General features: G+C 64.3%; 20 protein-coding genes. 14 read left to right on the forward strand and 6 right to left on the reverse strand.

Going from position 1 to position 23,418, the window contains the following annotated elements; all coding sequences use genetic code 11:
- Positions 1–24: 24 nt before the first annotated feature.
- Positions 25–843, reverse strand: coding sequence for a DUF1365 domain-containing protein (locus DPM33_RS13420; protein WP_112097913.1), 819 nt, complete (start codon positions 841–843; stop codon positions 25–27).
- Positions 843–2,186, reverse strand: a complete 1,344-nt coding sequence (locus DPM33_RS13425; RefSeq protein WP_245442126.1) for an NAD(P)/FAD-dependent oxidoreductase — start codon at positions 2,184–2,186, stop codon at positions 843–845. The genes DPM33_RS13420 and DPM33_RS13425 overlap by 1 nt, the downstream gene beginning before the upstream one ends.
- Positions 2,187–2,414: 228 nt before the next feature.
- Here DPM33_RS13425 and DPM33_RS13430 point away from each other — a divergent pair, with 228 nt between their 5' ends.
- Genes DPM33_RS13430 through DPM33_RS13450 form a run of 5 tightly spaced genes read left to right on the forward strand, consistent with a single transcriptional unit; the run spans position 2,415 to position 6,135 of the window.
- Positions 2,415–2,990, forward strand: a complete 576-nt coding sequence (locus DPM33_RS13430) for a sigma-70 family RNA polymerase sigma factor (protein WP_245442127.1) — start codon at positions 2,415–2,417, stop codon at positions 2,988–2,990.
- Positions 2,987–3,637, forward strand: coding sequence for a ChrR family anti-sigma-E factor (locus DPM33_RS13435; RefSeq protein ID WP_112097916.1), 651 nt, complete (start codon positions 2,987–2,989; stop codon positions 3,635–3,637). Before DPM33_RS13430 ends, DPM33_RS13435 begins: the two co-directional genes overlap by 4 nt.
- 8 nt (positions 3,638–3,645) lie before the next feature.
- Positions 3,646–4,470 (forward strand): DUF1295 domain-containing protein, encoded by an 825-nt coding sequence (locus tag DPM33_RS13440; RefSeq protein WP_112097917.1) that lies wholly within the window; start codon positions 3,646–3,648, stop codon positions 4,468–4,470.
- Positions 4,471–4,472: 2 nt separating this feature from the next.
- Positions 4,473–5,501, forward strand: coding sequence for an SAM-dependent methyltransferase (locus DPM33_RS13445; RefSeq protein ID WP_112097918.1), 1,029 nt, complete (start codon positions 4,473–4,475; stop codon positions 5,499–5,501).
- Positions 5,502–5,514: 13 nt separating this feature from the next.
- Complete coding sequence (locus DPM33_RS13450) at positions 5,515–6,135, forward strand: hypothetical protein (protein WP_245442128.1); 621 nt, start codon at positions 5,515–5,517, stop codon at positions 6,133–6,135.
- Here DPM33_RS13450 and DPM33_RS13455 read toward each other — a convergent pair.
- From DPM33_RS13455 to DPM33_RS13465, 3 genes are read right to left on the reverse strand one after another with little or no spacing between them, the layout of a single operon-like run.
- The gene (locus tag DPM33_RS13455) at positions 6,074–6,484 is read right to left on the reverse strand and encodes a DUF2177 family protein (RefSeq protein WP_112097919.1); all 411 of its coding nucleotides are present in this window, start codon (positions 6,482–6,484) and stop codon (positions 6,074–6,076) included. The genes DPM33_RS13450 and DPM33_RS13455 overlap by 62 nt on opposite strands.
- Complete coding sequence (locus DPM33_RS13460; RefSeq protein WP_112097920.1) at positions 6,481–7,950, reverse strand: cryptochrome/photolyase family protein; 1,470 nt, start codon at positions 7,948–7,950, stop codon at positions 6,481–6,483. The genes DPM33_RS13455 and DPM33_RS13460 overlap by 4 nt, the downstream gene beginning before the upstream one ends.
- Positions 7,951–7,963: 13 nt before the next feature.
- Entirely contained in the window at positions 7,964–8,338 is a 375-nt protein-coding gene (locus DPM33_RS13465; RefSeq protein WP_112097921.1) for a DUF2147 domain-containing protein, read from the reverse strand.
- Positions 8,339–8,703: 365 nt separating this feature from the next.
- Between DPM33_RS13465 and ileS the strand changes: the two genes are divergently transcribed.
- Both ileS and DPM33_RS13475 read left to right on the forward strand, forming a co-directional pair.
- Positions 8,704–11,682, forward strand: coding sequence for an isoleucine--tRNA ligase (gene ileS / locus DPM33_RS13470; protein ID WP_112097922.1), 2,979 nt, complete (start codon positions 8,704–8,706; stop codon positions 11,680–11,682).
- A 270-nt stretch (positions 11,683–11,952) separates the two neighbouring features.
- The gene (locus DPM33_RS13475; RefSeq protein WP_208648396.1) at positions 11,953–12,627 is read left to right on the forward strand and encodes a hypothetical protein; all 675 of its coding nucleotides are present in this window, start codon (positions 11,953–11,955) and stop codon (positions 12,625–12,627) included.
- Between the two features lie 18 nt (positions 12,628–12,645).
- Here DPM33_RS13475 and DPM33_RS13480 read toward each other — a convergent pair whose 3' ends face one another.
- Positions 12,646–13,098 (reverse strand): nucleoside deaminase, encoded by a 453-nt coding sequence (locus tag DPM33_RS13480; RefSeq protein ID WP_112097924.1) that lies wholly within the window; start codon positions 13,096–13,098, stop codon positions 12,646–12,648.
- Positions 13,099–13,278: 180 nt separating this feature from the next.
- Between DPM33_RS13480 and DPM33_RS36940 the strand changes: the two genes are divergently transcribed.
- The 7 genes from DPM33_RS36940 to DPM33_RS13515 all read left to right on the forward strand — a co-directional run bounded on the left by DPM33_RS36940 (position 13,279) and on the right by DPM33_RS13515 (position 23,374).
- Positions 13,279–15,234: a pseudouridine synthase gene (locus tag DPM33_RS36940; RefSeq protein ID WP_112097925.1), complete on the forward strand. Its 1,956-nt coding sequence runs from the start codon at positions 13,279–13,281 to the stop codon at positions 15,232–15,234.
- The gene (gene rsmD, locus DPM33_RS13490; protein WP_245442129.1) at positions 15,215–15,769 is read left to right on the forward strand and encodes a 16S rRNA (guanine(966)-N(2))-methyltransferase RsmD; all 555 of its coding nucleotides are present in this window, start codon (positions 15,215–15,217) and stop codon (positions 15,767–15,769) included. Before DPM33_RS36940 ends, rsmD begins: the two co-directional genes overlap by 20 nt.
- Before the next feature lie 83 nt (positions 15,770–15,852).
- Positions 15,853–17,208, forward strand: coding sequence for a M16 family metallopeptidase (locus DPM33_RS13495; RefSeq protein ID WP_112097927.1), 1,356 nt, complete (start codon positions 15,853–15,855; stop codon positions 17,206–17,208).
- Positions 17,208–18,605, forward strand: coding sequence for a M16 family metallopeptidase (locus DPM33_RS13500; RefSeq protein WP_167449059.1), 1,398 nt, complete (start codon positions 17,208–17,210; stop codon positions 18,603–18,605). Before DPM33_RS13495 ends, DPM33_RS13500 begins: the two co-directional genes overlap by 1 nt.
- On the forward strand, positions 18,602–19,459 hold the full coding sequence (locus DPM33_RS13505) for a patatin-like phospholipase family protein (protein ID WP_112097928.1): 858 nt from the start codon (positions 18,602–18,604) through the stop codon (positions 19,457–19,459). Before DPM33_RS13500 ends, DPM33_RS13505 begins: the two co-directional genes overlap by 4 nt.
- Positions 19,460–20,133: 674 nt before the next feature.
- A complete protein-coding gene (locus DPM33_RS13510) occupies positions 20,134–22,071 on the forward strand; it encodes a type I secretion system permease/ATPase (RefSeq protein ID WP_245442130.1) in 1,938 nt (645 codons plus the stop codon).
- A gap of 1 nt (position 22,072) precedes the next feature.
- Positions 22,073–23,374 carry an HlyD family type I secretion periplasmic adaptor subunit gene (locus DPM33_RS13515; RefSeq protein ID WP_112097929.1) on the forward strand — a complete coding sequence of 434 codons (1,302 nt, stop codon included), beginning with the start codon at positions 22,073–22,075 and terminating at the stop codon, positions 23,372–23,374.
- Positions 23,375–23,418 lie beyond the last annotated feature (44 nt).

Here is a 23,418-nt window from a genome sequence, read left to right on the forward strand (position 1 = left end):
AGATCGGTTTTCGTCCTGCTTTCACTATCCAGTGACATCCGACTCGATCTTCCTCCGTGACGGTTTGTGCATGGCGACTTGGGTAACGGGGCGATGAGGCGGGGCAGGCCGCTCGTAAAGCCGCATGCCCTTCGCCCACAGCAGCAGAGCTTCCCAATGAATGCCGGCGATCACTTTCAGCGTCAGCAGTGGATAAGCGAAGAAGGCGCTTATCAGCGCCGCATCCGTCAGCTCGCGCCGCTTGCCTGAGAAACCGGCGACGATCAGCGGCCCATCGGCGTCGCTGCCGGTGATGTGGACAGCGACGCCTTCGGCGGGCAGTCCGATCCGGAAGCGATAACCCATTCCCATGGCGATGAAAGGCGAGACGTAAAACCGCTTGGCGCAATGCTGCCTGACGATACCCTCGTCACCACCATCGCTGACCGGTATGAGGTAGCTGTGGCGCTGGCCGAAGGTGTTGTTGACCTCGTAGAGGATCGCTGCAAGGGCACCTTGCCGGTCATGGCAGAAATAGATGCTGAGCGGATTGAACGCGTAGCCGAGCATCCGCGGCATCGAAAGCAACTGGATTGAGCCGCCGGTCTCGATACCACTCATCTCTAGTTGGCGTTCGACGTAGGCCTTCAGCGATCCATCTGCCCCATCGCCGTGATCTTTGTCGACGAAGCTGAAAAGGCCGAACCGGTTGCGCGAGAGCAAGCGAAGGCATTGGGTCAAGCCATCGATCTCGTCGAGATCGAGCAGGAGGAAGAACATGCGATAGGACAGCCGGTGCCGACGCGGTTTCAGCCGCTGGTGCACGACTTTGCCGGCATAGAGTGCTGACCGCCGCGCCAACATCACGCCGCCGCCAGATGTTGCCGCATAGCGGAGAGATGGATCCGGCCCGATTCATTCGGCACATTCCACGGGCGTCTCACGCCGCCCAGTGCCTCGGCGACCGCGAGCCCCGCCTGCAGGCCGTCTTCGTGGAAGCCGGCGCCGAAATAGGCGCCGCAAAACCACGTATTCCTGCTGCCCTGAAGCGACCAGAGTTGCTTCTGCGAGCGCATCGCCACGGCATCGAATGCCGGGTGTTCGTAGACTTGACGATGCAGCACCGAGCTTTCCTTGGGTTCTACAGCGGGATTGAGGGTGACGAACAGCTCCCGGTCGTCTGGCAACGACTGCAGCCTGTTCATCCAATACGTGATGGAGAGCTTGCGGGTTTCACCTTGCGTCTCGGTTAGATAATTCCAGCTCGACCAGGCGCGCCTTCTGCGCGGCATCAGGCGCGGGTCGGAATGCAGCACCGCCTCATTGCGGCTGTAGCCGAAACTGCCGAGCAGATGGGTTTCGTCGTGGCTGGGGTCGGCAAGCATGCGGAGCGCCTGGTCGGCATGCGTGGCGACCACGACATGGTCGAAGCGGTGCTCGGTGCCTTCAATGTCGGTAAGCCAGGCCGATCCGCCGCGTCGGGCGATCGAACGCACGCCGCGGCCCGGAATGGCGCGATTGCTGACACTATTTGCCAGCCGCTCGACATATTTGCGGCTGCCTCCGTCGACCGTGCGCCAAATCGGCCGGCCGGCGAGTTTCAACAGGCCGTGATTTTCACAGAACCGAATGAAGGCTGCCGCCGGATAACTGCCGACCTCTAGCGCCGGCGTCGACCAGATTGCCGCCGCCATAGGGTAAAGATGATCTTCGCGGAACGCCGCGCCATAGCCTTTGGCATCGAGATATTCTGCAAGGCTGATCTCGCCAATGCGCGCGATATCGTAAGGCGCTTCGCGATAAAAGCGCAGCAACTCCTTCAGCATTTGCCAGAACCGCAGACGCCCGACGTTCGCCGGCTGCGCAAGCAGCCCGCCGAGGCCGGTGCCGGAATATTCCAGCCGCCCGCCGTCGAGAGAGACCGCGAAGGACATGTCGGAGGCTCTGGTGCGCACGCCGAGATGCTCAAACAGCGCCGTCAAATTGGGGTAAGTGGCCTCGTTGTAGACGATGAAGCCGGTATCGACCTGCGTGCCGCCGGCATCGATTGTGTTGCTGTGGCCGCCGAGACGTTGTTCCGCCTCGAAAAGCGAGACCCTGTGGCGCTTCGAAAGCAGCCACGCCGAGGACAAGCCGGAAATACCGCTGCCGACAACGGCGATGTCCATCGCCATGTCGGGGTTGCTACACATGCTCCTGATTGTCATCCGCACCCTCCAGCCTGCTATGGAAGGGGCTGTCTTCTCCCCTAACTTGAACTTTTACGCAGCTGTGGGGATTGTGGATCACCGGTCGGACAATATTTGCGCGGCTTGGTGATCCGAAATCGGCCGCGGCGCGTAACAGGGCGCATGAATGCATCGGGACATGGTTTCACGACTGCCGACAGGGTCTTACCCGTCTTCGATCTCGCGACGATCGGACTGGTGGTAACCATGCGCAAGGACGAAGCCCTTCTTTCGGCAGATGAAGCTGGCCGGTTGCTGGTTGCGGTCGCGGCCGAGCGCGACAGGGCGGCCTTTGCCGCGCTGTTCGGCTTCTATGCACCGCGCCTCAAGTCCTTCATGCGGCGGTATGGGATGAGTGCATCGGCCGCTGAGGATGTCGCGCAAGAGACCATGCTGCTGGTCTGGAAGAAGGCTTCGTATTTTGATCCATCCCGCGCCGGCGCATCGACCTGGATTTTCACCATCGCCCGCAACGCGCGAATCGACCGGCTGCGCAAGGAAGGTCGTCCTGCGGCGATTGCCACCGCCTTCGATCCTTCGGACGAACCGGAAGGTCCGGCCTCCGGTGAGGCGGCGGTGATGACCGCCGAGCGCGACGAGCGCGTGCGCAACGCAATCAGTCGCCTGGCGGACGAGCAGGCCGATGCCCTGCGGCTGTTCTTCTTTGGCGACAAAACCCAATCGGAGATAGCCGGCGAACTTGGTATTCCGCTCGGCACTGTAAAGTCGCGCTTGAGGCTGGCGCTTGGCCGGCTGCGCCAAATCCTGGACGACCTCAAATGATCAAGCATCATCCGAGCGATGAGACGCTGTTCCGCCACGCTAGTGGCACCCTGGAGCCCGGACCGCGCATCGTTGTCGCTGTCCATGCCGGTGGCTGTCCCGTCTGCGCCGGGCGGATCGGCGAGTTCGAGGCCTTTGGCGGTTCGCTTCTGCAGGAGATCGAGCCCGAGGAAATGGAAACGGGGGCGCTCGATCGCGCCATGGCGATGATCGAGGCCGATAGTTCGGGCCGGCGCAAGACGGCGCCAGCGCCCCGGCTGGCGCGCGCCGATGTCGGCATCCGCTTGCCCGAGGCGCTGGAAGGCTGCGGCATCGGGCCATGGCGCTGGATCGGACCGGGAGTGCGCTGGAGCCGCGTTACGCTGGCGGGTGACGTTGATGCAAATGTCATGCTCTTGAAGGTCGCCGCCGGGCGCAGGCTGCCGGAACACACCCATGTGGGCTCGGAATACACGCATGTGCTCAAAGGAGCGTTCTCCGATGCGCGCGGCCGCTACGGCCCCGGCGACCTGGACGAGGCCGATGACGACGTCCAGCACCAGCCGATCGTTGACGACGATGGGGAATGCATCTGCATCGCCGCGGTCGAGGGCCAGACGAAGCTGCGCGGCCTTTTCGGCAGGCTGATCCAGCCTCTGTTCGGCTGAACCCGTCGATGGGGATCGTCTTAGTCATCGTCGTTGCCGCGGTCGGGCTCGCCGCGACCATGGCGGCGGCATGGCTGGTGGCGATGAGCAGCGGCAGGTCGGGCTGGGTCGATGCGATATGGTCCTTCGCGGCCGGCATCTTCGGCGCCTTCGTCGCGGTTGTTGCCCAAGCCGATAGCGACAATAATCAGCGGCAATGGGTAATCGCCGTCCTCGCGCTCGGCTGGTCACTTCGGCTTGGCTTCCACATCGTCGCGCGGACTATCGGCAGCGATCACGACGATCCACGCTACGCCCAGCTGAAGCAGGACTGGGGAATGGATTTTAAGCGTCGGCTGTTCTGGTTTCTCCAGATCCAGGCAGTGGCCGCCTTCCTGCTTGTCATGTCGATCATGGCCGCGGCCCACAATCCGCGGTCGGGGCTGGGAGTAGCCGACTGGGTCGGCATCGCGCTCATCCTGCTGGCGGTTGGCGGCGAAGCGCTGGCGGATCGCCAGTTGCAGGCTTTTCGCGCTGATCCGGGCAACAGGGGCAAGGTTTGCGATATCGGCCTGTGGGGCCTGTCCCGGCATCCCAACTACTTTTTCGAATGGCTTGGGTGGGTGGCCTATGCGGCGATCGCTGTCGGATCTCCGTCGGCCTATCCATGGGGTTTTACGGCACTGGCGGGCCCGGCGCTGATGTACTGGCTGCTGGTTCATGTCTCCGGGATCCCGCCGCTCGAAGCGCACATGCTGCGCTCGCGTGGCGATGAGTTCCGCCGTTACCAGGCACGGGTCAATGCCTTCTGGCCTGGCGCGCCGAGGCAGGCAATTGTCAGTGGAGGGAGATGACGTTGGGTTTGATCTCATCAGCCATCCAAGCCGTCGAGCGAACGCCGATTCCGGATAGCGCGACCCGCTACGGCATCGGCGTTCTTGTCGGGAGGACGAGGCGGCGGCTGGCGAGAGCAGGATCCGTCGATGAAAGGCGCTTTGCCGCCGATATGATGCGCTATTCGATCGCGGAGCACACGTCAGCCGCAAACGAGCAGCACTACGAACTGCCGCCCGAGTTCTTTGGGCTGACGCTCGGCCCCAATCGCAAATATTCATGCTGCCTCTATCCGAACGGCAACGAGACACTGGCCGAGGCAGAGGTCGCCGCGCTGGAGCAGACGATCGATCACGCCCGGCTTCGTGACAGACAGTCGATCCTTGAGCTGGGCTGCGGCTGGGGTTCGTTGACGCTGTTCATGGCGGAGCGCTTCCCGGCGGCCCGCATCGTGGCCGTGTCCAATTCCAGGCCGCAGCGGCTGTACATCCAGGCCCAGGCGGCGGCACGGCGCCTCAGGAATGTCGAGGTCATTGCCGCGGACATGAACGCGTTTGAGCCGCGGGACCGGTTTGATCGCGTCGTCTCGGTCGAGATGTTCGAGCATATGTCGAACTGGCGTGATCTGCTTGCGCGCATCCGAACCTGGCTGGAGCCAGAAGGCAGGCTATTCGTCCACGTCTTCAGCCATCGCTGCAGCCCTTATCGTTTCGACCATCGTGACGATGCGGACTGGATCGCCAGGCACTTCTTCACCGGCGGGATCATGCCGAGCCATGGCTTGATCAGCCATTTCCCGGACTGCTTCGCGATCGAAAGCGACTGGCGTTGGAACGGCATGCACTACGCGCGCACCGCGCGCCAATGGCTGGCGCGCTTCGACGACAACCGCGACCGGATCCGCGAAATTCTCTCGGATGTCTATGGCGCCGATGCAGCGCTTTGGCGGCGGCGCTGGCGGCTGTTCTATCTCGCCACCGAAGGCCTGTTCGGCCATGCGCAAGGCAGGGAATGGGGCGTGAGCCACTATCTGCTGCGACCGGCCGGCTGATATGGACTGGCTGATGCGCCTTTGGTGGCGGGTCGCCGACTATGCCGCGCATGACGATCCGTTGAGCAATGCAGCCAACTGGGTGGCGGTTGTCGTTGCCTGGAACCAGCCCTTTTATCCTCTTTACCTCTGGGCGGTCGTCGGCGGCGACAAGGTCTGGCCGTCCTTCCTGACCTTCCTGTCGACACCCTTTTTCCTGGTGGTTCCTGCAGTCGCGCGCCGCCATTCGCTCGCTGCGCGCGCCATGCTGTCTGTGGTCGGCATCGCCAACGGTATTCTTAGCACCAAGGCGTTTGGGGTCGAGTCGGGGGTCGAGATATTCCTCATCCCCTGCGCGCTGCTGTGCGCCGCCTTGTTCAGGCCTGCCGAGCGGGCATTGGGATTGGTCCTTGTCACGCTCAGCGCCGTAGCCTACCTCATCCCGGCGCGTTTCTACGGCCAGCCGCTGGTCGATTACACCGCTGCCGACAACAGCGGCATGGCCGGGCTCAACGCCATGAGTGCTGCTTTCCTTGTGGTATTCATCGGCCTGCTGTTGTCGGGAGCTGTCGCCGCCTCGGAACAGCTCGGTATCAGGCGCCGCGAAGAAAATGGCGGGTCAGGAGAAAACCCAGAACCGCCGCTGTCGCACTGAGCAGCGAGCCCCAACAAATATCCGTGAGCGTGATGATTGTGGGCCAGCCCCGGATCGTTGCCTGGTTGGTGAGATCGTAGGTCGCGTAGGCGAAGAACCCATAGAGCGCACCATAGAGCGCGGCCGTCGTCCACCGACCGGTTGAAAACGCCGGCGCCGTCGCAAAGATGATGAGACCTGCGACATAGATCAGGTAGAAAGCCGCGGCCGGCACGGGGTTGAATGCATCAACCAGCATGTCGCCCAGGTAGCGGCGGTACAGGCGCTGCGACATCGTCGTGAGCCATACCGCGTCAATGGCCAGGAAAGCGACCAGGGTGGTCGCGTAAGCCAGGGCGTACCGCATCATGAAGCCTTCCCCTCGCTGCTTGAACCTCCGGATCCATCCTTCATGGACTGATAGACGATCAACGCCCTCTCTCGGGCGGCGCCGTGGTCCACCAGCGGAGTTGGATAGGTCTTGCCGAGCTCGATCTTGCTGTCTTGCAGCAGGGAAGCGGGAGCTTCCCATGGCCGGTGAATGTAACGGTCCGGCAATGCGCCGATTTCCGGGATTTGGCCACGAACATAGTCGCCTTGCGGGTCGAACTTCTCGCCCTGCAGGACCGGGTTGAAGATGCGGAAATAGGGTGCGGCATCAGCTCCCGATCCGGCCACCCATTGCCAGCTTGCCGCATTGTTGGCGGCGTCCGCGTCGACAAGCGTGTCCCAGAACCATTTTTCGCCGTGGCGCCAGTCGATCATGAGATCCTTGATGAGAAAGGATGCCGCGATCATCCGCACGCGGTTGTGCATCCAGCCCGTTCGCCACAATTCGCGCATGCCGGCATCGACGATCGGGTAGCCCGTCAGCCCGTGTTGCCATGCCCGAAGCGCCCGCTTGTCGTCGCGCCACGACATCGCATCGAATTCCGGCCGGAAGTTGCGTTGGGCAAGGCCGGGATTGTGAAACAGCAGATGATAGGAGAATTCCCGCCAGCCGACCTCTGAACGGAACTTGGACGTTCCCGAGCTTTTCGATCTGCGCAGGCTGGCGAATATCTGGAACGGCGTAATTTCTCCGAAGGCGAGATGTGGGGAAAGCCGTGACGTTGCAAGCCTGCTCGGAAAGTCGCGTCGGCGCTCATAGCCGGCCAGATCGCGTTCAATGAACTCCTGAAGTCGGGCTTGGGCACCTTCTTCGCCGGGTCTCCAAGTCTGCCGGAGACCTTGCGCCCAGTCGGGTTTGGTCGGCACCAGGTCAAGCTCGTTCAAGCTCAAGCTGCCCAGTTCACCCTGCCACCCGTCGACCCGGCCCGGAGGATCGATCGGATCGCGAACATGGACTTTATCCGTCATTGCCTTCCAAAATGGCGTATAGACTTTGTAGAACCCGCCAGATCCGGTCTTGAGAAGCAAAGGTTCGTGCAGAAGCGCCCCGTCGAAGCTCTGCGCCGTGAGGCCCTTCTCGCGCAGTCCCGCCTTCAGCCTGGCATCTACCGCCGCTTCCGACGGGTCGTAGCGCCGATTCCAGAGCACCCAATCCGCGCCACTGGCGGCAATCGCCTTGGCGACGACCTCGCCGGTGCGTCCCCGCGCCAAGAATAGATTCACACCGGTTTGGCCAAGCCGACGGCCAAGGGCCGCGAGCGAGTGATGCAACCACCAACGGCTGGCCGCTCCCATCGCCCTGAGATCCTTGGTTTCCTCGTCGAGAACATAGAGCGCCACGACCGGAGCGCCGCGATCGGCCGCCGTCGCGAGCGCGGCGTTGTCATCGACGCGAAGGTCGCGCCGGAAGAGTACGATGGTGGGTGCTGGGGTTTGTCGGCTCATTCCGTCTCGCCAATCAGTTCGCCGGCGTCCAGCGGACGTTTCTACAAATCAGACCTGCGGCCATGCAACCGCGCGTCGTGAGGCCACCATTCGTCACCTTCAACATCATAGAATAGGTGCGGTTTCGTTTGGGATCGTAGGCCTTTCCCGTCAAAGTGCCTTGCGACGCCGGTTTCAGCGTCATGATCAGCTTGTCGCCGGCCTGCTCGCCTTTGCTGGTGTCGCCGATCCATAAATTGGTCGCGCACAATTGCTGTCCGCATTGCGTGATTGAAACCTTGGCATTGCCATCGTCGCGCATCCATATGCCGCGGCTGTCCGAGAATGCGTCGGCTTGCGCAGCCGATGCGAGAAACATGGCACACAGGAATGAGGTCGCCCCTTGCATCGTCCCGTTCTCCGCTCGCTGACCGGTTCTGCTGGTTCTACGGCGCCGTCGGAGGTTTGGATCACCTAATAGATCGCCGCCTTTTGCGGCGCGTGTGGAGGCTGGCAAGGCGAATTCTCATCGAGGCGGCTTCCTGCCTTGAAATCCGCGCTTTATTCCTGCCGCGCCATCCGCTAAAAGCCACGCCATGACCAGCTTTTCGCGCCTTTTCGCGATCGCGATACGAATTACGGGCCCGGTGTTCCGGGTGGCCTGAGCGCCGCTGGAGCCGCCGGGAGTTTTCGCGCGCGCCCCTCGCGCTTTTTCAGAAATCAACGCATATCGCCCGAGCTTTGTGCCGCCGGGCAATTTGAGATGGCAGATCGATGACCGATACCCCTACGACCGATACGTCCGAGACGATCGACTATTCCAAAACGCTTTATTTGCCGCGGACGGATTTCCCGATGCGCGCCGGCCTGCCAGAGAAGGAGCCCGGCCTGGTCAAGCGCTGGCAGGACATGGACCTTTACAAGAAGCTGCGCGAGGAGGCCGCCGGCCGCGAGAAATTCGTGCTGCATGACGGCCCGCCCTACGCCAACGGCAACATCCATATCGGCCATGCGCTGAACAAGATCCTCAAGGACGTCATCAACCGCTCCTTCCAGATGCGCGGCTACGACGCCAACTACGTGCCGGGCTGGGACTGTCACGGCTTGCCGATCGAATGGAAGATCGAGGAGCAGTATCGCGCCAAGGGCAAGAACAAGGACGAGGTGCCAGTCAACGAGTTCCGCAGGGAATGCCGCGACTTCGCCACGCATTGGATCAAGGTGCAGGGTTCAGAGTTCCAGCGCCTCGGCGTCATCGGCGATTTCGACAATCCCTACACGACCATGGCCTACCACGCCGAGTCGCGCATCGCCGGCGAGCTGTTGAAATTCGCCATGTCGGGCCAGCTCTATCGCGGCTCGAAGCCGGTGATGTGGAGCGTGGTCGAGCGCACCGCGCTCGCCGAGGCGGAGGTCGAATACCAGGACTATGAGAGCGATACCATCTGGGTGAAGTTTCCGGTCGCGAGCCTCGCCCAGGCGGTCGCCGGCGCCGCGCCGGCGCTGGATGGGACCGCGCTCGATCTGGTCGAGGCGCATGTCGTCATCTGGACGACCACGCCCTGGACCATCCCCGGCAACCGCGCCGTCAGCTATTCGCCGCGCGTCGCTTACGGCCTCTATGCGGTCACGGCGGCCGAGAACGCCTTCGGCCCGCAGCCCGGCGAGAAGCTGATCTTTGCCGACGCGCTCGCCGATGAAAGCGCGGCCAAGGCCAAGGTCGCCTTGAACCGGCTTCACAGCGTTTCGGCCGAACAGCTTGCCACCCTTACGCTTTCGCATCCCTTCAAGGGTCTCGGCGGCGGTTACGAATACCCCGTGCCGATGATCCCCGGTGAGCATGTCACCGACGACGCCGGCACCGGCTTCGTCCATACGGCGCCCAGCCATGGCCGCGAGGATTTCGACGCCTGGACGGACGCGGCCTCGGAGCTGCGCGAGCGCGGCGTCGACACCGCGATCCCGTTCCCGGTCGATGATGCCGGCTTCTTCACCCGGGACGCGCCCGGCTTCGGCCCGGACCGTGAGGGTGGAGCCGCGCGCGTCATCGACGACAACGGCAAGAAGGGCAACGCCAATCAGGCGGTGATCGACGAGCTGATCAAGCGCAACGCGCTGTTCGCGCGCGGCAGGCTGAAGCACAGCTACCCGCATTCCTGGCGCTCGAAGAAGCCGATCATCTTCCGCAACACGCCGCAATGGTTCGTCTACATGGACAAGGATCTCGGCGACGGCACGACGCTGCGCAGCCGCGCGCTGAAGGCGATCGACGACACCCGCTTCGTTCCGGCTGCCGGCCAGAACCGCATCCGCGCCATGATCGAGGAGCGCCCCGACTGGGTGCTGTCGCGCCAGCGCGCCTGGGGCGTGCCGATCGCCGTCTTCGCCGACGAGGATGGCAATGTGCTTAAGGACGAGGCCGTCAACAGGCGCATCATGGACGCTTTCGAGAAGGAAGGCGCCGACGCCTGGTTCGCAGAGGGCGCCAAGGCGCGCTTCCTCGGCAATCACGATGCCTCGAAGTGGCACCAGGTGATGGACATCCTGGACGTCTGGTTCGATTCCGGGTCGACGCATGTCTTCACGCTCGAGGATCGTCCGGACCTCAAATGGCCGGCCGATGTCTATCTCGAGGGTTCGGACCAGCATCGCGGCTGGTTCCACTCCTCGCTGCTCGAAAGCTGCGGCACCAGGGGCAGGGCGCCCTACGAGGCGGTCATCACCCATGGTTTCACCATGGACGAGGAAGGCCGCAAGATGTCGAAGTCGCTCGGCAACACCGTGGTGCCGCAGGACGTCATCAAACAGTCTGGCGCCGATATCCTGCGGCTCTGGGTCGTGACGACCGATTATTGGGAAGACCAGCGGCTCGGCAAGAACGTGCTGCAGACCAATATCGACGCCTACCGCAAGCTCAGGAACACCATCCGCTGGATGCTGGGCACGCTTGCCCATGACGACGGCAACGATGTGCCGGTCGAGACTATGCCGGAACTGGAGCGGCTGATGCTGCACCGGCTGTCCGAGCTCGACGAAGCCTTGCGCCAGGGCTACGACGCCTTCGAGTTCAAGCGCATCACCCGCGCGCTGCTCGACTTCATGGTGGTGGAGCTTTCGGCCTTCTATTTCGACATCCGCAAGGACGCGCTCTACTGCGACGGGCCGTCGAGCCTGCGCCGCAGGGCCGCCGTGCAGGTAGTGCGCCACCTCTTCGAATGCCTGGTGAAGTGGCTGGCGCCGATGCTGCCCTTCACCAGCGAGGAAGCCTGGCTCGACCGTCATCCGGAAGCCGTCTCGGTGCATCTCGACCAGTTCCCGGCGATCCCGCAGAACTGGCGCAATGAGGCGCTGGCCGAGAAATGGCGCAAGGTGAGACAGGTGCGTCGTGTCGTCACCGGGGCGCTGGAGATCGCGCGCGCCGAGAAGCTGATCGGCTCTTCGCTGGAAGCCGTGCCGGTGGTCACCATCGATGACGCGGCATTGGAAGCGGCGATCGCCGATGTCGACATGGCCGAGATGGCGATCACCAGCGACCTTGTCATCAAGCACGGCAAGGCGCCGGAAGGCGCCTTCACGCTCGACGACGTCAAGGGCGTGGCGGTGGTGGTGGAAAAGGCCGAGGATCGCGGCCTGGTCAAATGCACGCGCTCCTGGCGCTACACCGCCGATGTCGGGCAGGATCCGGAATTCCCGGATGTTTCGGCCCGCGATGCGGCCGTGCTGCGCGAACTGAAGGCGCTCGGACGTTTATAAGTGCATGTCGCCCAAAGGCATGCCCTCGGGCTTGACCGAGGGTGTGCAGCGGTTTTGGGCTAACGACATGCACCCATCAAATAAGTGCAAAAGTGCCACGTCGGGCGGTGCGAATCCGCCCGCGCGTTGCCCTTAATAAGTGGTTGAGGTAAACACGCGACACTCCGGCAGACAAATTGTCGCCGGATTTCCATCGCAAACGCGGGGAAGAAGCGGACCGTGCCCTTGGCCGGTGGCGACCGAAAGGCTGTTAGAGTGGGACTTTTTGGCATGACCGACAGAACGTTTGCGCGCGCCCTGGTGCTGGCGCCGCTTGTGGTATCGGCCATCGCGCTGTCGGGCTGCATGAGTTCGCCCACCTACGGAACCGACAAGACGGCTGCCGCGCAACTCTTCGATGACGTTTCCGGCGCTGCCTCGATCACGCCGAAGCACCGCGATCCGATCGACTACAAGCCACGTCCCGATCTGGTGAAGCCCGGCCCGGGGCAGAAGGAAACCCTGCCGCCGCCGCAGCAGAGCATCGAGACGGCGAGCGCCGATTGGCCCGAATCGCCCGAGGCGCGCCGCGCCCGCATCCGCGCCGATGCTACCGCGCATCAGAACGACCCGAACTACCAGCCGGAGACAGTCGAGGATGTGCAGACCGACCCAGTGGCGGTGAAGAAGGCAATGGCTGATTCGGGCTCCAGCCACCCACCACGCTGGTCACCGGATGATTCCAGCGTTACGCGCCGTAACGAGATTCAGCGCCGGCTTGCCGATCAGAAGCAGGGCGACCCGACCACCCGCAAATATCTGAGCGAACCGCCGCTTGCCTATCGTCAGCCTTCCGATGCCGCGCCTCAGAACGAACTCGGCGAGGACGAGTACAAGAAGGAGCGCCGCCTCAAGGCGCAGGCCGAAGGCAAGAAGGGCGGCTGGTTCGACTGGCTCGGCCTTTAGAGCCGTCTGTCGACGGGCTTACGCGTCCCGTCTGTCGCGAAAAAAATCCTTGAGGATGAGGGCGGCGCCACTTTCGCCGATCCCCGGATAGATGTCCGGCGTGTGGTGACAGGTGGGCGAAGCGAAGAAGCGCACGCCGTTGACCACCGCGCCGCCTTTCTCGTCGGCGGCGCCGAAATAGAGCCGCCGCAGCCTGGCGAAGGAGATCGCGCCGGCGCACATGGCGCAAGGCTCCAGCGTCACATAGAGGTCGTGCCCCGTCAGCCGCTCGCTGGCGAGTTTTTGGCAGGCCTCGCGGATCGCCAGCATCTCGGCATGCGCGGTCGGGTCCGCCAGTTCGCGCGTGCGGTTGCCGGCTTTCGCGATCACGGTGCTGCCATTGGCGATCACCGCGCCCACCGGCACTTCGCCGCGTTTCGCCGCCGCCGCCGCCTCTTCGAGCGCCAGGGCCATGAAATCAGGCCGCTTCACGCGGTTTCCATTCCGATTACTCCTCGCCACCCGGCAGTGATCCTGTTATCTAGCGCGAGACCCAGAAAACCGGAATCGGTTTTTGCCGCGCTGGCATAGCGCAAAAATCAAGATGACACTGCCTGCGTTGGGCGTCCGCAAGGGCGCGCGGCGCTGTAGCAGGTGAAGACGAGCAAAGTAATGGACGACGACAAGAAATCTTCACGTGGGCCGCGCAAAGGCGGTTCGAGACCGACGGGCCAGCATGGCCGCGACGGCAAGCCGGGCCTCGGTCCCAAGAAACCGTTCGTGAAGCGCGATCGGCCGAAGGCCGCCGAAGGCGAGCGCCCCGCACGCGATTTCAAGCGCAGCTATAAGCCCCGCGAAGCGGGCGAGGGTGCCGAACGCGGCGAACGCCCGTTCCGCAAAGGGCCGCCGCGTGACGGCCAGTCCTTCGAGAAGCGCGAAGGCCGCAAGCCCTACACACCGCGCGGTGACCGGCCCGCGGCGGAAGGCGATCGCGGAGACTTCAAGCGCAGCTACAAACCGCGTGAAATGGGCGAGGGTGCGGAGCGTGGCGCCCGGCCGTTCCGCAAAGGCCCGCCGCGCGACGGCAAGCCTGTCGAGAATCGCGAAGGCCGCAAGCCCTACACACCACGCGGCGACCGGCCGATGGCCGCCCAAGGCGAGCGCGGCGAACGCCGTTTCGAGCGCCCCAGGCGCGAGTTCAGCGATCGCCCCGGACGCGACTTTGCCGATCGCCCGAAGCGTGATTTCAGCGATCGTCCGCGCGGTACCGCGGGAAAGCCGGAGGGAGGCTTCAAACCGCGGCCGCGCCCCGCTGAAGCGGCTTCGGAAACCGGCGAGCGCATCGCTAAGCGGTTGGCGCGCGCCGGCATCGCCTCGCGCCGCGACGCCGAGGAACTGATCGCCGCCGGCCGCGTCAAGGTCAACGGCAAGGTGCTTGACTCGCCCGCCTTCAACGTCAGCGCCAGCGACATCATCCATCTCGACGGCACCGAGATCCCGCCGATCGAGCGCACGCGCCTCTTTCTGTTCCACAAGCCGGCGGGCGTCGTCACCACCAACCGCGATCCTGAAGGCCGCAAGACCGTCTTCGACGTGCTGCCGGCCGACCTGCCGCGGCTGATGACCATCGGCCGGCTCGACATCAACACCGAAGGCCTGCTGCTGCTGACCAATGACGGCGGGCTGTCGCGCGTGCTCGAACTGCCGGCCACCGGCTGGCTGCGGCGCTACCGCGCGCGCGTCCACGGCAAGGTCGAGGAGAGCGCGCTTGCCGGCCTGCGCGACGGCATCGCCGTCGACGGCGTGTTCTACGGTTCGATCGAAGCCTCGCTCGACCGTGAGCAGGGCACCAATGCCTGGCTGACGCTGGGCTTGCGCGAAGGCAAGAACCGCGAGGTGAAGAACATCCTCGGCGCGCTTGGTCTCGATGTGACTCGGCTGATCCGCATCTCATATGGGCCGTTCCAACTCGAGGACCTGCCTGAAGGCCACGTGCTGGAGATCAAGGGCCGGGTGCTGCGCGATCAACTTGGCGAGCGGCTGATCGAGGAAGCCGGCGCCAATTTCGATGCCGATATCCAAAAGCCTTTCTCCAACAAGCCGGTGCGCGGCAGCGGACCGCGTCGCGAGGAGGCCGACCGGCCAAAATTCACGCGCGACGGCGACCACCGACCAATCGGGGAGGGTGGACTGATCAAGGCGCGCAAGCGCCGCGAGGGCAGCCGCGACGAGGCGCTGAGCAAGCTCTCGACCAAGCCCGAACGGGCATTTGGCGAGCGCGGCCCGAAATCCGATCGCGGTGGTTTCGGCGACAAGCCGCGTGGCGGATTTGGCGACAAGCCACGTTTCGGCGGCAAGAAATCCGAGCGCGAGCAGCGGCCGATCGAGCCGCCGGGCCAGCGCAAGGCCAATGTCTGGATGGCGCCTGGCGCCCGGCCGATCGGCAAGGGCAGGGCTGAGGCCGACGCCGCCAAGGCGGCGGAGGCAAAGGCGCGCAAGGCCGCATTCAAACCGGGTGGTAAGCCGGGCGGAAAGCGGTTCGACAAGCCACGCGGCGAGCGCCCTGAGAGCGGCAACGATAGGCCGCGTGGTCCGAAAAGGGGCGGCGATGCGGATCGTCGGCGGTGAGTTCCGCGGGCGTCCGCTGGCGACGCCAAAAAGCAATGCCATCCGCCCGACCACCGACCGCACCCGCGAGGCGCTGTTCAACGTCCTGGCACATCGCCACGCCGAAAAGCTCGAAGGCGGCCGTGTGCTCGATCTCTTCGCGGGCACCGGCGCGCTCGGTTTGGAGGCTTTGTCGCGCGGCGCCTCCTACTGCGTCTTCATCGAGGAATCGACGGAGGGTCGCGGCCTGATCCGGGAGAATGTCGAGGCCTACGGGCTAACCGGCCGCACCAAGATCTTCCGCCGCGACGCCACCCATCTCGGCGAAGCCGGCACGATCTCGCCCTTTGGCCTGGTTTTTGCCGACCCGCCCTATGGCAAGGGGCTGGGCGAGCGCGCGCTGCGCTCGGCCAAAGCCGGGGGCTGGCTTCTGCCCGGCGCGCTCTGCGTGGTCGAGGAGGCTGCCTCTGCGCCGTTCGAGGCAGGTCCGGGTTTTTCCGTGGTGGACGAGCGCGGCTATGGGGAGACGGTCATCCGCTTCATTGAAGCGGGCTAGCGCCGCCTCGAAAATGACTCACAATTCACTTTGCCTCGCCAACAACGTTGCCTATCGTCGCGCAACCAGGACCGGAGAACTTGATGACACCAACGCGGATTGGGCTGCGCGCGGCGCTTCTCACGCTGGCGCTTGCGGCGGCGGTTCCGGCCCGTGCGGCCGACGATGGCGAGGTCAAGGATTTCCTGCTCGACAACGGTATGGAAGTCGTCGTCATCCCGGATCACCGCGCGCCGATCGTCACCCATATGGTCTGGTACAAGATCGGCAGCGCCGACGAGCCGCCCGGCAAATCCGGCATCGCCCATTTCTTCGAGCATCTGATGTTCAAGGCCACGACCAACCATGCCGCGGGCGAGTTCGACCGTGCCGTGTCCGAGATCGGCGGCTCAAACAACGCCTTCACTTCCTATGATTACACCGCCTTCCACGAGACGGTGCCGCCTTCGGCGCTCGAACAGATGATGGGCTTCGAGGCCGACCGCATGCGCAACCTCATCCTGACTGACGATGTCATCAAGACCGAGCGCGACGTCATCCTGGAGGAGCGCCGCTCGCGCATCGACAGCAACCCGCAGGCGGTGCTCGACGAGGAGGTCGATGCCACGCTCTGGCAGAACCAGCCCTACCGCATTCCGGTGATCGGCTGGATGCAGGAGATGGAGCAACTCAACCGTCCCGACGCGACAGCCTTCTACGACAACTACTACCGGCCGAACAACGCGGTGCTGGTGGTCGCGGGCGACGTCGATTCGGACGCCGTCAAGGCGATGGCAGAGCGCACCTACGGCAAGGTGGCGCGCGGTCCCGATCTGCGCCCGCGCATCCGCCCGGTCGAACCGGAGCAGAACACAAAGCGGACGGTGACGCTCACCGACGCGCGCGTTTCGGTCCCGAGCTTTTCCACGCAATGGGTGGTGCCGTCCTATCACACGGCCAAGCCCGGTGAAGCCGAGGCGCTCGATTTGCTTGCCGAGATCCTCGGCGGCGGCAACCGGAGCCGGCTGTACCAGGGGCTCGTCGTCAAGCAGGGGATCGCCTCCGACGCGGCCGCTTATTTCCAGGGCACGATGCTCGACGCCACCAACTTCACCGTCTATGGCGCGCCGCGCGGCGACGCCAGGCTTTCGGATGTCGAGGCGGCGGTCGATGCCGAGATCGCCCGCATCGTCAAGGATGGCGTGAGCGATGATGAGCTGGAGCGGGCCAAGACCCGCTATGTGCGCTCGATGATCTTTGCCCGCGACAAGCAGGACGACATGGCCAACATGTATGGTTCGACACTTGCCACCGGCGGCAATGTCAAGGATGTCGAGGAATGGCCGGACCGCATCCGCAAGGTCACCGCCGACGAGGTCAAGGCGGTCGCCGCCCGCTATCTGGCGCTCGATCGCTCGACCACCGGTTATCTCTTGCCGCAGCAGCAGGCGGGGAATTGATGATGAGCATGGTTCTTGGCCGCGTGAGCGTACCTGCCGCTTCGGCACGCGAGGAAGGCAAGCTCTATCGCGCCGTTGCCACCCTTTGCTTCGCCCTGTTCTTCTTGCTTTTGCCGGTGCTCGCTGCCCGCGCGGAGATGAACATCCAGGAGGTGAAGTCGAAGAAGGGCATCACCGCCTGGCTGGTCGAGGATCATTCGATCCCGCTGATTTCCGTTCGCTTCGTCTTCGACGGCGGCAGCGCGCAGGACCCGGCCGGCAAGGGCGGCCTGGTCAACCTCATGACCGGCCTGTTCGACGAAGGCGCCGGCGACCTCGACAGCGACGCCTTCCAGCAGAAGCTCGACGATGCCGGCGCCGAGATGAGCTTCCAGGCCGCCCGCGACGGTACCTACGGCTCGATGCGCATGCTGTCGGAGGAAAAGAACGAGGCGTTCGGCCTGCTGAAGCTCGCCGTCAACCAGCCGCGTTTCGACCAGGCGCCGATCGACCGTATCCGCGCCCAGGTGCTCTCCGGCATCCTCGCCAATGAGCGCGATCCGAACACGGTGGCGCAGCAGCGCTGGCTGCGCGCCATCTATGGCGAGCATCCGTATTCGCGTTCCGACCAGGGGACGAAGGACAGCCTGACCACTATCACCGCCGATGACGTCCGGGCCTTCCACAAAGCCAATTTCGCCCGCGGCGGCCTGCATGTGGCGGTGGTCGGCGACATCGATGCCGCGACCCTGAGCGCCAAGCTGGACGAGGTGTTCGGCGATTTGCCTGAAAAGCAGACGCTGGCTCCGGTGGCGGATGTCACGCCGAGGCTCGGGCAGCAGCTCGAAGTGAACTACGACTTGCCGCAGACTTCGCTGCAGTTGGCCTGGCCGGGTGTGAAGCGCAGCGACCCGGATTTCTTTGCCACGGTCCTGATGAACGAGATCCTCGGCGGCTCGACCTTCACCTCGCGGCTGTTCGCCGAGGTGCGCGAGAAGCGCGGCCTTGCCTATGGCGTCAGTTCCGATCTCGTCGACAACGAGCACTCCCACGCGCTGCTGGTGACGACGGCGACGCGTTCGGACCGTGCTGCCGAAACGCTTTCGATCGTGCGCCAGGTGGTGAAGGACATGGCTGAGAACGGCCCCACCGAGGAGGAGCTTGCGGCGATCAAGAAATACATGATCGGCGCCTACGCCATCAACAACCTGGATTCCTCCAGCTCCATCGCCGCGACGCTGGTCGAACTGCAGGTCGACGATCTCGGCATCGACTATATGAAGCGTCGCGCCTCGCTCATCAACGCCGTGACGCTGGCCGACGTCAAGGCGGCGGCGAAGAAGCTTCTGTCGGCCGATCCCGCCGTGATGGTCATCGGCCCGCCTCTGGTGCAGATAGCGGGAGGCGGCAAGGGATGAGCCCGACCTTCGGGGTGGCTTTTGGCGGCGGCGGCGCGCGGGGTCTGGCGCACATCCATGTCATCGAGGCTCTCGACGAACTCGGCATCAGGCCGGTGGCGATCGCGGGCTCGTCCATCGGCGCAATCATGGGCGCCGGCATGGCCGCCGGCATGACCGGACCGCAGATCCACGAATACGCCCGTTCGATCCTCGGCAGCCGTGCCGAAATGGCGGCGCGCATGTGGCGGTCGCGGCCGGGCACGATCGCCGAAGCCATGCAGGGCGGCATACGCGTCGGCCAGTTCAACATCGAGCGCATCCTGAAGGCATTCCTGCCTGGGGATATTCCCGATACCTTCGAGGAGCTGAAGATTCCGCTCAAGGTGGCGGCGACCGACTATTTCGGTCACAAACTCGCGGTGTTCGCCGAGGGCGAACTGCATTCTGCGCTCGCGGCCTCGGCCGCCATTCCGGCGGTGTTCCGGCCTGTGGTGCGCGATGGCTGCCTGCTGATCGACGGCGGCATCTACAATCCCGTCCCTTTCGATCTGCTCGAAAGGGATGCCGACATCATCATCGCGATCGACGTGGTCGGCGCGCCGAGCGACGCCGAACGCAGGCATCCGACCACGGTCGACCTGATGTATGGCGCCTCGCAATTGATGATGCAGTCGATCATCGCCAACAAGCTGCAGCAGTCTCAGCCCCATATCCTGATACGCCCGAAAGTCTCGAAATACCGTGTGCTCGATTTCCTCAAGATCGAGGCGCTGCTGGCCGAGACAATCGAGATCAAGGACGAACTGAAGCGCGCCGTCGAGAAGGCGGTGGAGGCGCATGGCGGCAGGCGCGGGAAGAAGAAGGTGGTCTGAAAGCTCCGCTCTGCGCGCATCCCTTCAGGCGGATGGGATGGCGACCGAGGTCCGACGCCTGAAGTCTGATGGTACAGCGCATAGGTCTCCCATAGGGATGGACCTAAGAATAACGTGAAGTATTCTTTATGCTGGCTGGCCGCTTATCGCGCACAGGCTTCGGTCTTGTCGCTAATTCTTTACAGAAATGCCCGTTGACGCTCGCTCCGGTAGAGTTAATAATGTGCTAATATAAGAGTAGCGTGAAAAGCCTCCCGACCGGCAACAACGAGTAACGGCGCTACTGGGGTAGGAATCGCATTGCGGCATTTTCGCCGCCGTCGCCGTCATCCTTGAGCAGTAAGCCGTCGAGAGCCGCCACTCGCCGGCCAGAGCAGTTGGTGCGGCTTGCTCGACGTTATGCAAATCCTCCCTTTACGGAGTAGGCGCTGATCTCAGCGCCCCTTGGCATGGGTGTTTGGCCTGCCTTGCGCGGCCATTCATGCCAACGGCGGCAACTGACGCGCCCGGGATGTGAAAGGCGAGTCGTGGCCGTGGGGTTCAGTAGCGCGTCGCTCCGGTGGATCGGCAAAGCGAGATTTGGTTCGGTGCAGGCGAAGGTCAGGCTTTTTGGCTTGACGCTGGTCGCATGCGTTGTCGGATACTTTCTCTTTGGCTCCGGCCGGCATGTATCGATGGGGCCGATGCTCCTCGCCCTGGCGCTGGCGGGTTTCGGCATACTGGCCATATTTCGTGCCCGCGCTGACGCGCTTCAGACGATACGGAACGCCATAGCCGACACGCCCCGCCGGATCTTGCCGGGCGGCAAGCCGTCGGCGTCGAGACCGGTTGGCAAGAGGCGGTCCGGCTCCGCTCGCTCGGAGCTCGCCGCGGCACTTGCCAGCTGCCGCTCGGCCTTCCTCGCGGTCGGCCTGTTCAGCGGCATGCTCAACGTGCTGATGCTTGCAGGCTCGCTCTACATGCTCGAGGTCTATGATCGCGTGCTGCCAAGCCGCAGCCTGCCGACGCTCGTCGGCATTACGATCCTGCTCGTCATCCTCTATTGCGGACAGGGCTTTCTCGATTTCGTGCGGGCGCGGGTTCTGGTGCGGATCGGCGGTGCGCTCGACGAGGCGCTCGGCCACCGCGTCTATACCTCGATGCTGAGACTGCCGCTGAAGGCCGGGCGCGACGGCGACAGCCTGCAGCCGATGCGCGATCTCGACAGCGTGCGCGGCTTCCTGTCCGGCATGGGTCCGACGGCGCTTTTCGATCTGCCATGGATGCCGATCTACCTGGTCATCATCTTCATGTTCCACTGGGTGCTCGGCGTGACGGCGCTGCTCGGGGCGATGGTGCTGGTCGTGCTGACCCTGCTTGCCGAGCGGCTGACGCGACAACCGGTATCGGCCGCCACCTTGAGCGGGAACCGGCGCGGCGGGCTTATCACCGCCGGCACGCGCAATGCTGAAGTCGTCGCCGCCATGGGGATGGCCGGCGGGCTGGCGTCGCGCTGGCAAGATGCCAACCTCGAATTCATTGCCGACCAGCGCAAGGTCAGCGACGTTGCCGGCAGCTTCGGCGCGGTATCGAAAGTGCTGCGCATGCTGCTGCAGTCGTCGATGCTCGGCATCGGCGCCTGGCTTGTGATCGAACAGGAGGCGACGGCGGGCGTCATCATCGCCGCTTCCATCCTCAGCGGCCGCGCGCTGGCACCGGTCGATCTCGCGATCGCCAACTGGAAAGGTTTCGCAAGCGCGCGCCAGGGCTGGCAACGGTTGACCAAAGTGCTGGCGGCAATGCCCGCTGAGACCGAACCGCTCCAACTGCCGGCGCCGAGCGCCAGCGTGGTGATGCAAAACGCCTCCATCGCGGCTCCGGGGGTGCAGCGGTTGCTGGTCCAGGACGCCAGCTTCGCCATGGAAGCCGGCCATGGGCTGGGCATCATCGGACCGAGCGGATCGGGAAAGTCCACCCTGGTGCGGGCTCTCGTCGGGGCCTGGCAGCCCATAGCCGGTCGCGTCAAGCTCGATGGCGCCGACCTCGACCAATGGTCCTCGCAGGAGCGCGGCCGCCATATCGGCTACCTGCCGCAGGACGTGGAGCTGTTCGCCGGCACCGTCGCCGAAAACATCTCCCGCTTCGAACCGGACGCCGACGCCGACGCGATCATCGCCGCGGCCAAGGCCGCCGGCGCGCATGAGCTGATCGTCAGTTTCCGCCAGGGCTATGAGACCGAGATCGGCGACCATGGCGAGGCGCTTTCGGCCGGCCAGCGTCAGCGCATCGCGTTGGCCCGCGCGCTCTACCGCGATCCGTTCCTCGTGGTGCTCGACGAACCGAATTCCAATCTCGACATGGACGGCGAGCAGGCGTTGATCCGCGCGATGCTCGGCGTTCGCGAGCGCGGCGGCATTGTCGTCATTGTCGCCCATCGTCCGAACGTGCTGACCGCCGTCGATTTCATCATGGCGATGAACCAGGGGCGCATGCACGAATTCGGACCGAAGGACGAGGTTTTCGCCAAGATGTTCCCGATGCTGCGGTCGGTCCCGTCAGGCAGCCCGCCGCCGCGGATGGCCGCGGAAACAGCCCCCGTGACTGCCGCCACCCGAACCGGGGGAGGGAACTGACATGGCTGCGTTGGGCGCCTCCCAAATGTCGATCCGCTTCTACACACGGCTTGGGCTCGGAGCCGTGCTTCTGCTTGCCGGCGGCGTCGGCGGCTGGGCATCGGTCACCGAGATTGCCGGGGCGGTCATCGCGCCCGGCACGCTCGTCGTCGATTCCCACGTCAAGAACGTGCAGCACGCGACCGGCGGCGTCATCGCCGAGATCGATGCCCGCGATGGCGACAAGGTGAAGGCCGGCGACCTCCTGCTGCGCCTCGACCGTACCGTTCCAGCCGCCAATCTCGCGGTGGTGAGCAAGGCGCTGGACCAGCTCACGGCGCGCAAGGCCCGGCTCGATGCGGAGCGCCAGGGGAGCGACTCCATCGTCTTTCCGCGTGAGCTTTTGGATCGCGTCGCCGATCCTGACGTCGCCGAGGCGGTGGCCGGTGAAAAGCTGCACTTCGAGACCCGGCGCACCTCCCGCGCCGGCCAGAAGAGCCAGCTTGGCGAGCGCATTGCCCAGCTCGAGAAGGAGATCTCCGGCGACGTCGCGCAGGCCGATGCCAAGAGCAAGGAGATCCAATTGGTGCAAAAGGAGCTCGCTTCGGTGCGCACGCTCTGGGCCAAGAAGCTCATCTCGATCGATCGCCTGACCTCGACCGAGCGCGAGGCCACGCGCCTCGATGGTGAGCGTGGCCAGCTCATAGCCGCGCAGGCGCAAGCGCAGGGCAAGATCGCGGAGACCAAGCTGCAGATCATCCAGATCGAGCTCGACCACAGCACCGAGGTGAACAGCGACCTGCGCGACATCGACGGCAAGATGGGCGAGCTTCTGGAGCGCAAGGTCGCAGCCGAGGATCAGCTGAAGCGTGTCGACATTCGCGCGCCGCAGGACGGCATCGTGCAGCAGTCGCTCGCCTATACGATCGGCGGCGTGGTCACGCCCGGCCAGACGATCATGCAGGTCGTGCCGGACAATGACAGCCTTGCCGTGGAAGCCAAGATCACGCCGAGCGACATCGACAAGCTATGGGTCGGCCAGTCGGCCTCGCTGCGCTTTTCGGCGTTCAACACCCGCACGACGCCGCAGATCGACGGCGTGGTCGAGCGGACCTCGCCCGATATCACAACCGATCAGCGCACCGGCGCCACCTACTACACCGTGCGCATCAAGACGACCGCCGCCCAGGTCTCGCGTTTGGGCGAGGTCAAGCTTGTGCCGGGCATGCCGGTGGAATCCTTCATCAAGACCGAAGACCGTTCGGTGATCTCCTACCTGGTGAAGCCGTTGCAGGACCAGATCACCCGAGCCTTCAGACAGTAAACCCGCTCCGGCGGGAAAATGGACAGCAGATACGGAACGTAACC

The sequence above is a fragment of the Mesorhizobium hawassense genome (genome assembly GCF_003289945.1).
Lineage (GTDB): Bacteria > Pseudomonadota > Alphaproteobacteria > Rhizobiales > Rhizobiaceae > Mesorhizobium > Mesorhizobium hawassense.